This window comes from Allokutzneria multivorans (genome assembly GCF_039537405.1).
GTDB lineage: Bacteria > Actinomycetota > Actinomycetes > Mycobacteriales > Pseudonocardiaceae > Allokutzneria > Allokutzneria multivorans.
The window spans coordinates 340,986-354,442 of record NZ_BAABAL010000003.1; the positions used below are offsets into that span (position 1 = coordinate 340,986).

Annotated in this window: 9 protein-coding genes and 1 pseudogene; 5 read left to right on the top strand and 5 right to left on the bottom strand. The window is 70.9% G+C overall.

The genetic code is table 11. From position 1 onward, the window contains the following. Positions 1-79 precede the first annotated feature (79 nt). Together ABD798_RS01880 and ABD798_RS01885 are read right to left on the bottom strand one after the other, a co-directional pair. Positions 80-2,806 carry an AfsR/SARP family transcriptional regulator gene (locus ABD798_RS01880; RefSeq protein WP_344870684.1) on the bottom strand — a complete coding sequence of 909 codons (2,727 nt, stop codon included), beginning with the start codon at positions 2,804-2,806 and terminating at the stop codon, positions 80-82. A 66-nt stretch (positions 2,807-2,872) separates the two neighbouring features. Continuing rightward, positions 2,873-5,137: an ATP-binding cassette domain-containing protein gene (locus ABD798_RS01885; RefSeq protein ID WP_344870715.1), complete on the bottom strand. Its 2,265-nt coding sequence runs from the start codon at positions 5,135-5,137 to the stop codon at positions 2,873-2,875. 71 nt (positions 5,138-5,208) lie between these two features. On the opposite strand from ABD798_RS01885, the gene ABD798_RS01890 reads away from it, so the two are divergent. After that, complete coding sequence (locus ABD798_RS01890; protein WP_344870685.1) at positions 5,209-6,003, top strand: TetR/AcrR family transcriptional regulator; 795 nt, start codon at positions 5,209-5,211, stop codon at positions 6,001-6,003. 24 nt (positions 6,004-6,027) lie between these two features. Here ABD798_RS01890 and ABD798_RS01895 read toward each other — a convergent pair whose 3' ends face one another. Continuing rightward, entirely contained in the window at positions 6,028-6,558 is a 531-nt protein-coding gene (locus ABD798_RS01895; protein WP_344870686.1) for an EF-hand domain-containing protein, read from the bottom strand. 194 nt (positions 6,559-6,752) lie between these two features. Between ABD798_RS01895 and ABD798_RS01900 the strand changes: the two genes are divergently transcribed. The 3 genes from ABD798_RS01900 to ABD798_RS01910 all read left to right on the top strand — a co-directional run bounded on the left by ABD798_RS01900 (position 6,753) and on the right by ABD798_RS01910 (position 10,463). Continuing rightward, entirely contained in the window at positions 6,753-7,655 is a 903-nt protein-coding gene (locus tag ABD798_RS01900; RefSeq protein WP_344870687.1) for a phosphotransferase family protein, read from the top strand. A gap of 248 nt (positions 7,656-7,903) precedes the next feature. Further along, a complete protein-coding gene (locus tag ABD798_RS01905) occupies positions 7,904-9,640 on the top strand; it encodes a serine/threonine-protein kinase (protein ID WP_344870688.1) in 1,737 nt (578 codons plus the stop codon). 4 nt (positions 9,641-9,644) lie between these two features. Then, positions 9,645-10,463 (top strand): FHA domain-containing protein, encoded by an 819-nt coding sequence (locus tag ABD798_RS01910; protein WP_344870689.1) that lies wholly within the window; start codon positions 9,645-9,647, stop codon positions 10,461-10,463. Here ABD798_RS01910 and ABD798_RS01915 read toward each other — a convergent pair. Continuing rightward, a complete protein-coding gene (locus ABD798_RS01915) occupies positions 10,460-11,485 on the bottom strand; it encodes a cytochrome P450 family protein (RefSeq protein ID WP_344870690.1) in 1,026 nt (341 codons plus the stop codon). The two genes, ABD798_RS01910 and ABD798_RS01915, sit on opposite strands and share 4 nt — an antisense overlap. A 98-nt stretch (positions 11,486-11,583) precedes the next feature. Here ABD798_RS01915 and ABD798_RS01920 point away from each other — a divergent pair. Beyond that, positions 11,584-11,802: pseudogene (locus ABD798_RS01920) on the top strand (MarR family transcriptional regulator); the annotation flags it as partial. Between the two features lie 79 nt (positions 11,803-11,881). Here ABD798_RS01920 and ABD798_RS01925 read toward each other — a convergent pair. Further along, on the bottom strand, positions 11,882-13,432 hold the full coding sequence (locus tag ABD798_RS01925) for an FGGY family carbohydrate kinase (protein WP_344870691.1): 1,551 nt from the start codon (positions 13,430-13,432) through the stop codon (positions 11,882-11,884). Positions 13,433-13,457: the final 25 nt, after the last annotated feature.

A 13,457-nucleotide genomic window follows, 5' to 3' on the forward strand; every position in this document is an offset into this window, starting at 1 on the left:
GCGTCCCGAATGAGTCATTCAGGACGCTCAACGCACCACAGGAGACATTCGCTCGGAGTGCGGAGTGCGGGGTGCGGGGTCAGAGGGCGGCGGGGTGGCGCAGGAGGGCCTGGACGCGGTGGACCTCGCGTTCGCGGTGCTGGGCGGCGAAGGACTCGACGGCGCGCTCCCACGCCTCCCTGGCCCGAGCGTGCAGGCCGAGCCCGGTGCAGGCCTCGCCGATGTGCTCCAGCAGCTCGGCCTCGATGTACAGGTTGCCCAAGCGCACCGACAGCGTCCGAGCCTGCTCGTAGCACGCCAGCGCCTCCTCGAAGCGGCCGGCCTCGTGCGCGAGCAGGCCGAGCCCTTCGAGCGCGCCGGCCTCACCGCTGCGGTCGCCCTGCGCCCTGTACAGCGCGAGCGCCTGCTCGCAGTGCCACCGCGCGTCGGCGTGCCTGCCACCGATCTTGAGCAGGCACCAGCCGACGGCCATGTGCCCCTGCGCGTGCAGGGCGGGGTTGCCGAGCTCCTGGTAGATGCGCAGGGTCGCCTCGGCGTGCACGAGTCCGCGCCGGTGGTCACCGCGCCGGTCGCACGCGGCCACCAGGCTGTAGTTGATGTGCGCCACCACTTCCGGGCTCTCGGCCAGCTCAAGGGCGCGCTCGACGAACAGCAGCGCCTTGTCGTGCTGGTCCATCCGCGCGTGCGCGTCGGAGAGCGAGCGCAGGCACAGCACGCGCGCGTCCACGTCGCCGAGCGCCTCGGCGGAGCGCAGGCCGGTCGCCCACAGCGCGACGCGCTCGGAGAGCAGGCCGCGACGCCAGTAGTAGGTGTCCATGGCGCGGGCGATCTGCCACACCCTGTTGTGCCACAACGACTCCGCCGCGAGGATCTGGGCGGCGGCGACGTTCTCCTGCTCGGCGTCCATCCACTCCATCGCCGACTCGATGTCGTCGAAGGTGGCGGGGACACAGCCGGGTGCGGGCGGCTCCAAGTCGATCTGGGCCCGGCGGGGGAACAGCGCGCGCTCGACGGCGTAGGCGGAGTGCGTGTGGAAGTCGACCCACCGGCGCAGTGCTTCCGTGGTCGAAGCGCCCGCGGTTTCCTTGGCGTACAAGCGGATCAGGTCATGCATCCGGCATCTGTCCGAAGTGGACAGTGTGATCAGGTTGGCGCTCTCCAGCTCCGCCAACGCCGAGGCGTCAGTTCCGGTGAGCGCGGCGACGGCGCAGCGGTCGATCTCCACTCCCGGCACGACGCCCAGCAGCCCGAACAGCTCCGCGGCCGCGGGGGACAGCGCGCGCAGCGACCAGGAGAACACCGCGCGCAGGTCGACCCTGCCGTCGCCGATGCCGAGCCCGTCCAACCGCGAGCGGTCATCGCGCAGGCTCCTGGCCAGCTCGGCGAGCCCGAGCCACGGCGAGGTGGCCACCCGCGCGGCGACCACGCCCAGCGCCAGCGGAAGGCCCGCGCACAACGCCTGCAATTCCTCGGCGGCGGCGGGCTCCTCGGCCAGCCGGTCCTCGCCGAGCCGAGCGGCGAGCAGGTCCCTGGCGTCCTCGGGGGCAAGCGGGTCGAGGGTGAGCAGGCGAGCGCCGGTCAGCCCCGCCATGCGGTCGCGGCTGGTCACCACCACCGTGCACTCGCCCTCGCCGGGCAGCAGCGGCGCGATCTGCTCGACGTCGTGCGCGTTGTCCAGCACCACCAGCGCGTTGCGGTCGGCGAGCAGGCCGCGGTAGAGCGCCACGCGCTCGTCGAGGCTCTCCGGCAGCGTCTCCAGCGGTGCGCCGAGCGCGTCGAGGAACCCGCGCAGCGCGACCTCGGGCGGGACCGGCTCCCACTCGGGGTCGAATCCGCGCAGGTCGGCGTAGAGCTGGCCGTCGGGGAAGCGGTTCGGGTCGAGGTGCGCCCAGTGCAGGGCGAGCGAGGTCTTGCCGGAGCCGCCGATCCCGCTGATCACCGTGAGCGTGCCGCGGTCGAGCGTGGCCAGCTCGGCGCGGCGCCCGGCGAACACCCCCGGCGCGGACGGCAGCTGGCGGGGGATCGCGGCCCGGGCCTTGGGCGCGGCGGAGCCCTGGGCGTGCGCGGCCAGATCGGGTGCCGAGGCGAGGACGCGCGTGTGCAGCTCGCGCAGCCGCACGCCCGGATCGGTGCCCAGTTGTTCGGCGAGGCCGCGGTGGACGCGCTCGTACTCCTGGAGCGCGTCCGCGCGCCGGTCGTTGCGGTAGTAGGCGAGCATCAGCTGCTCGCACAGGCGCTCGTCGAGCGGGTGCTCCACGACCAGCTCGGTCAGTTCGGCGATCAGCTCGGCGTGCCGCCCGCAGGTCAGCAGCGCGTCGATCCGCTCGACCTGCGCGGCCAGGCGCTCCTTGTGCAGCGTGACCCGGACCGCGGCGGCCCACTCGGTGTCGAACCCGGCCAGCGCGTCGCCCCGCCACAGCTCCAGCGCGTGTCGGAGCAGGACGGCGCGACCCGCCGGATCGGACTTCCTGCGCGCCTTGGCCGCGCGGGCGCGGAAGGCGTGCAGGTCGATGTTGGCCAGGTCGGTGCTCAACGTGTAGCCGCCGGCCTGGCGGGTCAGCGTCGCCTCGCCGGTCGGCGTGAGCACCCCGCGCAGCCGGGAGACGTAGGTGTGCAGCGTGGAGCGCACCCCCGCGGGCGGGTTGGCCCCCCACACGCGCGTGACCAGCTGGTCCTGCGGGATGAGCCGGTTGGCGTCGACCAGGAGCGCGGCGAGCACGCGGCGCTGCCGGGGGGAGCCGGTGGCGACCGGCTCCCCTCCGACGCGCACGTCGAGATCCCCGAGAATCCCCAGCTCCAGGGTCACATCGCTCCCAAATGACCTAGTCCCGGTTCTGGATAACTCCTTTATGGGATCATTTCAAGGCGGCTATCAGGAACCCGGACCACCGGTGTAGGAGCGCAGGTGCGTCGCGGTGAGCGTGCCCCCGGTGGCGACCAGCTCGGCGGGCGTGCCGGTGAACACCACCTGGCCACCGTCCTGACCTGCTCCGGGGCCCATGTCGATGATCCAGTCCGCGTGCGCCATCACGGCCTGGTGGTGCTCGATGACGACCACCGTGTTGCCGTCGTCGACGAGCTGGTCGAGCAGCCCGAGCAGCTGGTCCACGTCGGCCAGGTGCAGCCCGGTCGTCGGCTCGTCCAGCACGTAGGTCGCTGCCTTCTCCGCCATCCGGATCGCCAGCTTCAGCCGCTGCCGCTCACCGCCGGAGAGCGTGGTCAGCGGCTGGCCGAGCCCCAGGTAGCCCAGCCCGACGTCGGAGAGCCGGTCCAGGATCGCCCTCGGCGCCTTGGTGGTGAAGAACTCCCTGGCCTCCGAAACGCGCATGGCCAGGACCTCGCTGATGTCCTTGCCGTGCAGCTTGTGCGTGAGCACCTCGGGGGTGAACCGCTTGCCCTCGCACTTCTCGCACACCGTGGCGACCCCGGCCATCATCGCCAGGTCGGTGTACACCAGCCCGATGCCCTTGCAGTTCTGGCACGCGCCCTCGGAGTTCGCGCTGAACAGGGCGGCCTTCACCCCGTTGGCCTTGGCGAAGGCGGCGCGGATCGGATCGAGCAGCCCGGTGTAGGTGGCCGGGTTGCTGCGCCGCGAGCCCCTGATCGCGGACTGGTCGACCACCACCACGTCGTCCCTTCCGGACAGCGAGCCGTGGATGAGCGAGCTCTTCCCGGAGCCCGCGACGCCGGTGACCACGGTCAGCACGCCGAGCGGGATGTCGACGCTGACGTCCTTGAGGTTGTGCAGCGAGGCTCCGGTGATCGACAGCTGGCCGGTCGGCCTGCGCACGGGCTCGCGCAGCCGCGCGCGGTGGTCGAGGTGCCGCCCGGTCAGCGTGCCCGAGGCGCGCAGCCCCGCCACGTCGCCGGTGTAGCAGATCCGTCCGCCGTTGGTCCCCGCGCCGGGACCGAGGTCGACCACGTGGTCGGCGATCTCGACGACCTCGGGCTTGTGCTCCACCACGAGAACCGTGTTTCCCTTGTCCCGCAACAACAAGAGCAGCTTGTTCATCCGCTGGATGTCGTGCGGGTGCAGGCCGACGGTCGGTTCGTCGAAGACGTAGGTGACGTCGGAGAGGCTGGAACCCAGGTGCCGCACCATCTTCACGCGCTGCGCTTCACCGCCGGACAGCGTTCCGGACTCGCGGTCCAGGCTGAGGTAGCCGAGCCCGATCTCCACCAAGGAGTCCAGCGTGTGCCGCAGGTTCTCCGTCAAGGGGCCGATGCCGTCGAACTTGCTCACGACCTCGGCCAGGTCGCTGATCTGCATGGAGGCGCAGTCGGCGATGTTCAGGCCGTCGATGCGTGAGGCCAGCGCCGCCGCGTTGAGCCGGGCTCCGTCGCACGCGCCGCAGGTGGTGAAGGTGACCGCGCGGTCGACGAAGGCCCGGATGTGCGGCTGCATCGCCTCGCGGTCCTTGGACAGCAGCAGCCGCTGCACCTTCACGACCAGGCCTTCGTAGGTGACGTTGGTGCTGCCGAGCTTCACCTTGAAAGAGGTCTTGTGCAGGAAGTCCTCCCACTCGGCGGGGGAGTAGTCGCGCAGCTTCTTGTCCGGGTCGAGCAGGCCGGACTGCACGTAGGTCTGCACGTACCAGTTGTCGACGGTGAAGCCGGGCACGGTGATCGCGCCCTCGTTCAGCGACAGCTCGCGGTCGACGAGCTGGTCGACGTCGATCGTGGAGACCTTGCCGATGCCCTCGCACTCCGGGCACATGCCCTCGGGGTTGTTGAAGCTGAACGCGTGCGCACTACCGGCGTTCGGGGTGCCGAGGCGGCTGAAAGCGATGCGCAGCAACGTGTACGCGTCGGTGGCGGTGCCCACGGTCGAGCGCGAGTTGGCGCCCATCCGCTCCTGGTCCACCACGATCGCCGCGCTCAGGTTGTGCAGCGCGTCCACGTCCGGGCGGCCGTTGCTGGGCATGAAGGACTGGATGAACGCCGTGTAGGTCTCGTTGATCAGGCGCCGGGACTCGGCCGCGATCGTGCCGAAGACCAGTGAGGACTTGCCAGAGCCGGACACGCCGGTGAAGACGGTGAGACGACGCTTGGGGATGTCGAGCGAGACATCGGCCAGGTTGTTCTCCCTGGCCCCGCGAACCTGGATGACGTCGTGGCTGTCGGCTGCCGTGCGCAGGACGGGCTCCTCTCGAGAGCTGATTCCTTAGGGTGTAAACTGAGAGTAGTTTACAATGTAAGGAGTTGCAAATGGTGGTCTACGCGGCCCAGGGCGACGCCCGCCGCTCGATGGGCCTGCTGTGGCGCGAAGGCTCCGCCGACAGTGCGCGCCCGGGCCCTCGACCAGCGCTTTCGGTGGAGATGATCATCGAGGCCGCGATCGGGATCGCCGACGCCGACGGCATGTCCGGCCTGTCGATGCGCGCGGTCGGCGAGCGGCTCGGCCGGACCGCCATGGCGCTCTACACCTACGTCGCGAACAAGAACGAGCTGCTCGACCTGATGTACGACCACGCGCTCGCGGAGCTGCCCGCCGACTACTCCGGCCACGCGGAGTGGCGCGACGCGCTGACCGCGTGGGCCCGGGACAACTGGGACTTCTTCCTCCGGCACCCGTGGTTGTTGCAGGTCTCGGACGCGCGCTCGGTGCTCGGGCCGAACGAGTTCCAGACCGTGGAGACGCTGGTCGTCATCCTCGACCGGCTGGAGCTGCCCGCGAAGGACGTGCGGCGCCTGGTCGGCACCCTGACCACCTACGTGCGGGGCGCCGCGCGGCGGGCCGTGGAGGCGCGCGCGGCGCAGGCCGAGACCGGGATGTCCGACGACGAGTGGTGGCTGACGCGCTCGTCGCTGCTCGCCGAGGTCGCGCCCGACTTCAGCCAGCGCTACCCGGCGCTGACCAGGCTGGAGTCCGGCCGGGCCTTCCAGATGGAGGACGAGAGCGTGCCGTACCTGGAGCAGGAGGCGCGGGAGACGTTCCGGGCCGGGCTGGCGACCGTGCTCGACGGCATCGAGGTCGCCCTTCGCCGAGCCCGGATCGCCTGACCCGCCGGAACGCTCAGCAGGCGCTCAGGGGGTGCCGAAGACGAGGTTGCCGGGGGCGTCGGCGTCGTCCCCGGCCCAGAACTCGAACCACAGCGCGGAGAACTCCTCGCGGGAGAGCCGTCCGTCGCCGTTGGTGTCGAGCTGGGCGAAGATCTCCGAGACGTCCTCGGCGGAGCCGGTCCAGCCCTCGATCATCTCGCCGTACTCCGCGACCGAGACCTCACCGTCGCCGTCGCGGTCGACGGCGTCGAACATCGCGTGCGCGGTGCCCACGACCGCCTCGCTCATCCCGGACAACCGCTCGGCAACGGCCAGCACGTCCGCGAGGACCACGGTCTCGCCGTCCGGGTCGGCCGCCGCGAGCAGCGTCGCCCACCAGCCCATCATCACGGCGGTGAGCAGCGCGTGCGCGTCGCTGCCGGGGTCGGCGCCGCGCAGCGCAGTCCAGCGGTCGGTGAGCGCGCGGAAGTCGGACTCGGTGAGCTTCCCGTCGGAGTCGGCGTCCATGGCGGAGAACACCTTGGCGATCTTGCGGCGTTGCAGGTCGCTGGCCATGCTGCGTCCTTTCGGCTTGGCGAGGTTCGAGCGTGCGGGGCAGCGCGGGTGCGGGCAATTGGCCGGACGGGTGGCCCTCGCGGTCACTCTCGGTGCCCGCCCACGACCCGGGGTTGTGGCGCGCGTGAGGCCGCCGCGAGACCGAACTGGAACACAGACGATCACCGCACGGCGGCTCGTCTAGGCTGGCCGCCATGACGGCGCCGCTGGCCATGGCGGGCATCGACCCCGCCGACGTGGCCTCCCAGGAACTGCTGACCGACGGCTTCTACAACACGCTCTACCGGCTGGAGATGGTCGACGGGGCGCGCCAGGTGCTGAAGGTCGAGCCGTCGCTGAACGAGCCCCGGCTCAACTACGAGCTGGCCATGCTCGCGGCCGAGGAGATGTTCCTGCGCGTCGCCGAGGCCGGCGGGGTGCCGGTGCCGCAGGTGGTCAGGGGCGGCGAGGGCTACCTGCTCATGGAGGAGGTGCCTGGCGTGAACTGGCACAGCCTCGGCGCCTCGCTCGACGCCGCCGAGCAGGAGCGGCTGCGCTCCGAGCTGGGCCGGATCGTCGCGGACCTGCACCGGCTGACCGGGAAGCGCTTCGGCTACGCGCAGCGCGGCCTTGCCACCACCTGGCGCGAAGCCTTCCTGGGCATGGTCGACGCGCTGATCGCCGACGCCGCGCGCTTCGAGGTGGCGCTGCCCGAGCTGCGCAAGCGCTTCGCCGGCCTCGCGGACCTGCTCGACGACGTGGCGACGCCGGTGCTGGTCCACTTCGACCTGTGGGCGGGCAACATCCTCATCGACGAGCCCAGGGGCACCCGGCACATCAGCGCGCTGCTCGACGGCGAGCGCTCGTTCTGGGGCGACCCGCTCGCCGACATGGCCTCGCTGGCGCTCTTCGGCGACATCGAGCAGGACGAGGCGTTCCTGACCGGCTACCGCCAGGCCGGTGGCGTGCTGGTCTTCGACGACTCCACGCGCAAGCGGATCGCGCTCTACCAGGCCTACCTCTACGCGATCATGCTCGTGGAGGCCTCGCCGAGGAAGCGCCCGGCCGCCCCGCAGACCGCCGAGGCGCTGGAGCGCGCGCTGGCCGTCCTCGGCTGAGCGAGGCCGCTGAGGGGGTCGAGGCTGGGCGGACCCCACGAAACCCGCCCAGCCCCAACGGTTTCAGGGCTTGGGGCCCTTGTAGCCCTCCATCGAGGACTTGTCGGTGCCCTCACCCTCGTTGCCTCGCATGGGGTGTTCTCCTCAGACGGCGGTGGTGGTGCCGCGAAAGGTAGAGCGAGGCCCCGGGAGGGCTCCCGAGATGCAGTACGGTGCCTCGCACACGGCGCGTGGTGGGGAGACACGGGGTGCGTTCGGGGACTCTGATCGCTGGTCGGTACCGGCTCGTCGAGCCGATCGGCGCTGGTGGCATGGGCATGGTCTGGCTCGCCACCGACGAGCTGGAGGACCGCCGGGTCGCGCTGAAGCAGGCGACGGGCGACGACAGGTCCCGCACCCTGCTGCGCCGCGAGGCGACCGTGGTCGCGCGACTGCGCCACCCCAACGTCGCGGAGTTCTTCGGCGAGGTCCAGGACGGCGACGAGTGGTGGCTCGTCATGGAGCACGTGCCGTCGAGCAGCCTCGCCACCCTCGTGCACAACGACGGGGCCATGCCGCCGCAGCGGGTCGCGCGGCTCGGCGCGCAGCTCGCTGACGCGCTGGCCGCCGTGCACGCCAACAACGTGCTGCACCGCGACGTCAAGCCCAGCAACGTGCTGGTCGACTCGGCCGACGTGGCCAAGCTGACCGATTTCGGCATCGCCAGGGTGCTCGGCACCGAAGCCACCCGCACGCACACCGGCCTCGTCGGCGGCACACCCGCCTTCCTCTCGCCCGAGGTCGCCAACGGCGAGGAGCCCACGGCCGCCTCCGACGTGTTCTCGCTGGGCGCGACCCTGTTCGCCGCGGTGGAGGGAACGCCGCCCTTCGGCGAGACGGAGAACCCGCTCGCGCTGCTGCGCCGGGTGGCGACTGCCCCCGTCCCCGTCGCAACCAAGGCCGGGCCGCTCGCGCCCGTGCTCGCCGAGCTGATGCGCCGCGAACCGCAGGACCGGCCCAGCGCCAGGACCGCTCGCCGCCTGCTCCAGGACGTCGTCGACGGCGGCGACTCCCGGCCGCGCCCGTGGAAACGCGGGGCGGCGATCGCGGGCGCGGTGCTCGCGCTGGTGGCGGCGATGATCATCTGGTGGCCGGAGAAACCCGCGCTCGGCGTGGGTGACCCGCGCACCGCCGACCCGTGCGCGCTGTTCGACCTCGACGCGATCGGCGCGTTCGGCACGACCGAGCTGGACGCGGCCTACTCCGGGATCGCGCGCTGCGACGTGATCGTCCAGGGGGCCGGTGACAGCGTCGTGGACCTCCAGGTGGAGTTCAAGCCGTACCCGGCCGTGCCGGAGGGGCTCTCGGAGAAGCTCGGGCCGATCACCGTGGTCCGAGGACGCAGCGCGAGCGACTTCTGCCAGCGGATCGTGATGCTGCCGGGCAACGTCGGCGTGCGAGTGACCGCCGACCACGACGCGGGCTCGCCGATGCCGAGGCTGTGCGAGCTGGCCGACTCGGTCACCCAGCGCGTGGCGACGATGTCCGCCGAGGCCCAGCTGCCGCGCAGGAAAGCCCAGTTCCCGCCGGAATCGTTGGCCCGGCGCGAGGCCTGCGAGCTGGTTCCGGCCGAGGCGCTGGCCAAGGTGCCCGGCGTGGTCCCGGTCTCTGGCCGACCCGGGTTCGGCGACTGGGCCTGCTTCTGGCCGAACCCCGCGACGGGGCAGGGGATCGACCTGTACTTCGATCGCGGCAACGCTTCGTTCAACGAGCGCCGTGACGGGCGGCGCAGCCGGATCGACGGCCGCGAGGTCTACACCGAGCCCGAGGGCGCGGGCGACGAGGCGGAGTGCTCGGTCAAGATCGTCCACCGCACCTACCCCGACGCGGGCGGCGGGACCAAGTCCGAGCTGGTCGTGGTGAAGCTCGGCGGCCGGAGCGCGACCGCCGAGGGCCACTGCGCCGTGGCGACCGCGCTGATCACGGCGCTGGCGCCCCGCCTGTAGCGAGATGACCCTGGAGGGATCTGTGCACGACGAGCCGGAGAAGGACCCCGACCTGCGCAAGCTGTCGTCCGGCCACGACAGCCTCGCCTTCGGGGTGAGCTCCGCCGCGTCCCCGGACACGCTCTACGCGCTGGCCACGCTCGGCGGCGTGTCCGTCCGGCCGAGCGACGGCCGCACGATCCTCTTCGGCCGCAACCGCGACGACGTGCACGTGTGCGTCGGCGGGGACGACACCAAGGTCAGCCGCGTGCACGGCGAGCTGGTGTACCGGGGGCGGCAGTGGGAGGTCGCGACCACCGGCAAGCTGCCGCTGCGGCTGCCCGGCTCGCGGATGCTGTTCCGCGGCGAGGAACCGATCCCGCTCGGCGAGGGCTACACGCCGCTGTTCGTGCGCGGCTCCAGCGGCCGCGAGCACCTGCTGGAGATCTACGTGGTCGGCCCGGACGGGCAGCGCCCGGTCTCCCGCCACCGCGACGTCACCCAGCCGCCGAAGACCTGGCGGCTCAGCCCGGCGGAGCGGCTCGCGCTGGTCGTGCTCGGCCAGCGCTACCTGCTGCACGAGGCGCGCCCGCAGCCGCTGGCCTGGCGCCAGGCCGCCGATCAGCTCGCCGAGCTCGCGCCGGCCGACGGCTGGACCGCCAAGCGGGTGGAGCACCTCGTCGTCGCGGTGCGCACCCGCCTGTCCAGGGGCGGCGTCCCCGGCCTCACCCGCGAGGAGGTCGGCGAGCCCGTCGGCAACTCGCTCAACGACAACCTGCTCCGCGAGCTGATGCTCTCCACCACCCTCGTGCCCCCGGACCTCGCGCTGCTGGAGGACTTCTAGCCGAAGTCCACCGGCAGCTCGGCGAGGCGGCTGCCCTGGATGCCGCCGAAGCTGACCTGCCGGAGTTCGGCGAACGGCACGGCGAGGCGGGCGTGCGGGAAGTCCTCGCGCAGCACGGTGAGCACCGCCCGGAGTTCGAGCTGCGCCAGCTGCGCGCCGATGCAGAAGTGCGGCCCCAAGCCGAAGGACAGGTCGGTTCCCGTCTCGTTGACGCCTTGGATGTCGATCAGCACCGGAGCGCCCTTCGGCAGCCGTGTTCCGGCCAGCTCCAGCTCGGCGGTTGTGAAGCGCCACAACGAGAACGGCGCGGGCGGGTGTCGGCGAAGGCTGTCCCGGATCGGGTCCGTTCCGCGGTCGTTCAGCGCGTGGGCGATCATGAAGCCCAGTGCCGCGTCCGTGGTGATCTGCCCGGCGAACACCAGCGCGAACAGCTGGTAGGGATCACCTTGCGGCGCTTCGGCTTTGCCCGTCGTGGCGAGCTGGATGAGCCTGCCGATGCCCTCGCCCTGCCGCTCCGGGACGAGCACCGCCTTGCACGCGTCGGCGGCTTCGTCGAGGTGCTCCAACGGGATGTCGAGCAGGTCCATCACTGCGGTCAGCGGGTAGCGAACGGTGAAGTCCGCCATCAGATCCACCACGCCCGTGCACCCGCCGAGCAGCTCGCGGGCGAGTTCGTGCAGGTATTCCTCGCGTTCGCGGACGCGCCGCGCGTTGATCACCGGAGCGTGCGCGCGCCGCAGCGCCGTGTGCTCCGGGCCGTCGAGCGTGGTCAGCGCCGGGTGCTCGGCTGCGGTCGGCTCCAACCCGGTCCACCACTCGGGCGCGAGCGCGGTGTCCTTGGCGATGCCGGGATGTGTGAAGACCTCCCTCGCGAGCTGCTCCTCGGTGACGATCCACGCCGAACCGCCGTCGGGCGCTGTGACCTCGACGATCGGTCCGGCCGCGCGCAGGGCTGGGCGCACGGGGTCGGGTTCGGTGATGCCTCTGGTGGTGCGGGCGAACGGGTCCGGCCCGATGTACATGTAGACTCCTAGCTTCAGGAAGAAGTAGCTTCAGCGCGAAGTAGTTTCACTGTGAAGCTTTATGGGGCGGGTTGTCAACGCCCTCGTGGGAGGCGGACATGGAGCGGACCGAGGCGATCCTCGACGGGCTCAGGACCTTCGGCGCGTTCTACACCGAGTTCACCGGCCGCTTCGCTGTGTCGCTCGGCCTGCACTCCACCGATGCGCGAGCGCTCGAAGAGATCCTGTACGCGGAGGACAAGGGAGTGCCGCTCTCGCCGACCGAGCTGAGTCGTCGCCTGTCGCTGACGACGGGTGCGACGACGAATCTGCTGAACCGGCTGGAGAAGCTCGGGCACATCGTGCGGACGCGGGAGGAGAGCGATCGGCGCAAGGTGACCCTGCGGAGTTCTGCGGCTATCGAGGGGCCTGCTCGGGAGTTTTTCGGGCGGTTCGCTGATGGCTTTTCTGCGGTGACTTCGGAGTTCTCCGAGGGGGAGTTGGAGAGGTTCGGGGAGTTCTTGGCTCTGTTGCGGGGAAACATGGCTGAGCTGCTCGACACGCCTGCTGCCACCCCGCGTACAGCATTTCGCGCCGGTCCACCGACATCGCCGGAGTGAATCGCCGATCTTCTTGCCACAGCTCGGCGAGCTGGTCCAGGCCGCTCCACACGCCTGCGCCGAGCCCGGCCAGGTGCGCGACGCCGACGGCGGTCATTTCCACGGTGCGCGGGCGCAGAACGGGGCGGCCGAGAATGTCGGCGAGGAACTGGCACAACGTGTCGTAGCGCGCCGCGCCGCCGTCGACGCGCACTTCGGCAGCGATCGGATCTAGCGCGTCGATGCTGTCCCGGACTTGATAGGCCAAGCTTTCCAGGGCTGCACGGGCGATGTGCGAGGGCTGAGTTTCCAGGCTCAGGCCAAGAATCGCGCCGCGCGCGCTCGCATCCCACGACGGCGCGCCGAGGCCGGTGAATGCTGGCACGAAGTACACGCCGCCGTTGTCGGAGTGACTGTCGAGCGAGCCCAAGTCGTCGATGAGACCCAGCCGTTCGTGCAGCCACTGGAGCGCGTGGCCGGAGTGCGGGACCGCGCCCTCCACTTCGAAACTGACGTCATCGACGCTCAGCCCCCAGGCGACTCCGGTCGTGAAACCCTTGCGTAGAGCGGGTTTCTCGCCGCTGTTGAGGGTGAGCACGCCCGATGTGCCGAACGTGTACTTGGCCGAGCCTGGGGTGAAGCATGCTTGCCCGAAAAGGCTCGCTTGCTGATCGCCGAGGACTGCGAGCACGGGAATTCCTTCGACAGAGCCGAAGTTGTGTGCGGACGGCCGCACTGTCGGTAACAGCCCGGGTGGGATTCCGAACCATTCGCACAGCTCCGCGTCCCATTCGCGCGTGTGCAGATTGAACAACATCGTGCCGCAGGCGTTGGTGTAGTCCGTTTGGTGCGTCGCGCCGGTCAGGTGCGAGAGCAGCCAGCTGTCCACTGTGCCCACCGCGAGTTCACCGCGCTCAGCGCGCTTTCGTGCTCCGGGAACGTGGTCCAGCAACCAGGCGATCTTGGAGGCGGAGAATCGTGGCTGAATCGGCAAGCCCGTGCGCTGATGTACTTCCGGCTCCAATCCCTCGGCGAGCCAGGTGTTCGTGTACGCCTCGGTTTGCCTTGACATCCACAGGATCGCGTCGTGCAGCGGAGCGCCGGTGGCCCGGTCCCACAGGATTGTGCTGTCGCGCATTGTGGTCAGGCCGATCGCTTCGGGTCGGCCCCAGCTCATTGCCTCGCGCACCACGTCCACTGTCGCGGTGAGGATCTCGGTGGGGTCCATTTCCGCCCAGCCCGGATGCGGTGTGCGCAGCTTGAGCGGTCGCTGATCGGAGTGCCGCACTGCGCCGTTCGGGGCGACCGCGACCGCGCGGGCCGCGTGTGTGCCGACGTCAATGCCGAGAATCACGAGCTCCTCCTGCACATATGTGACGGTGCTGCTCAGGGCA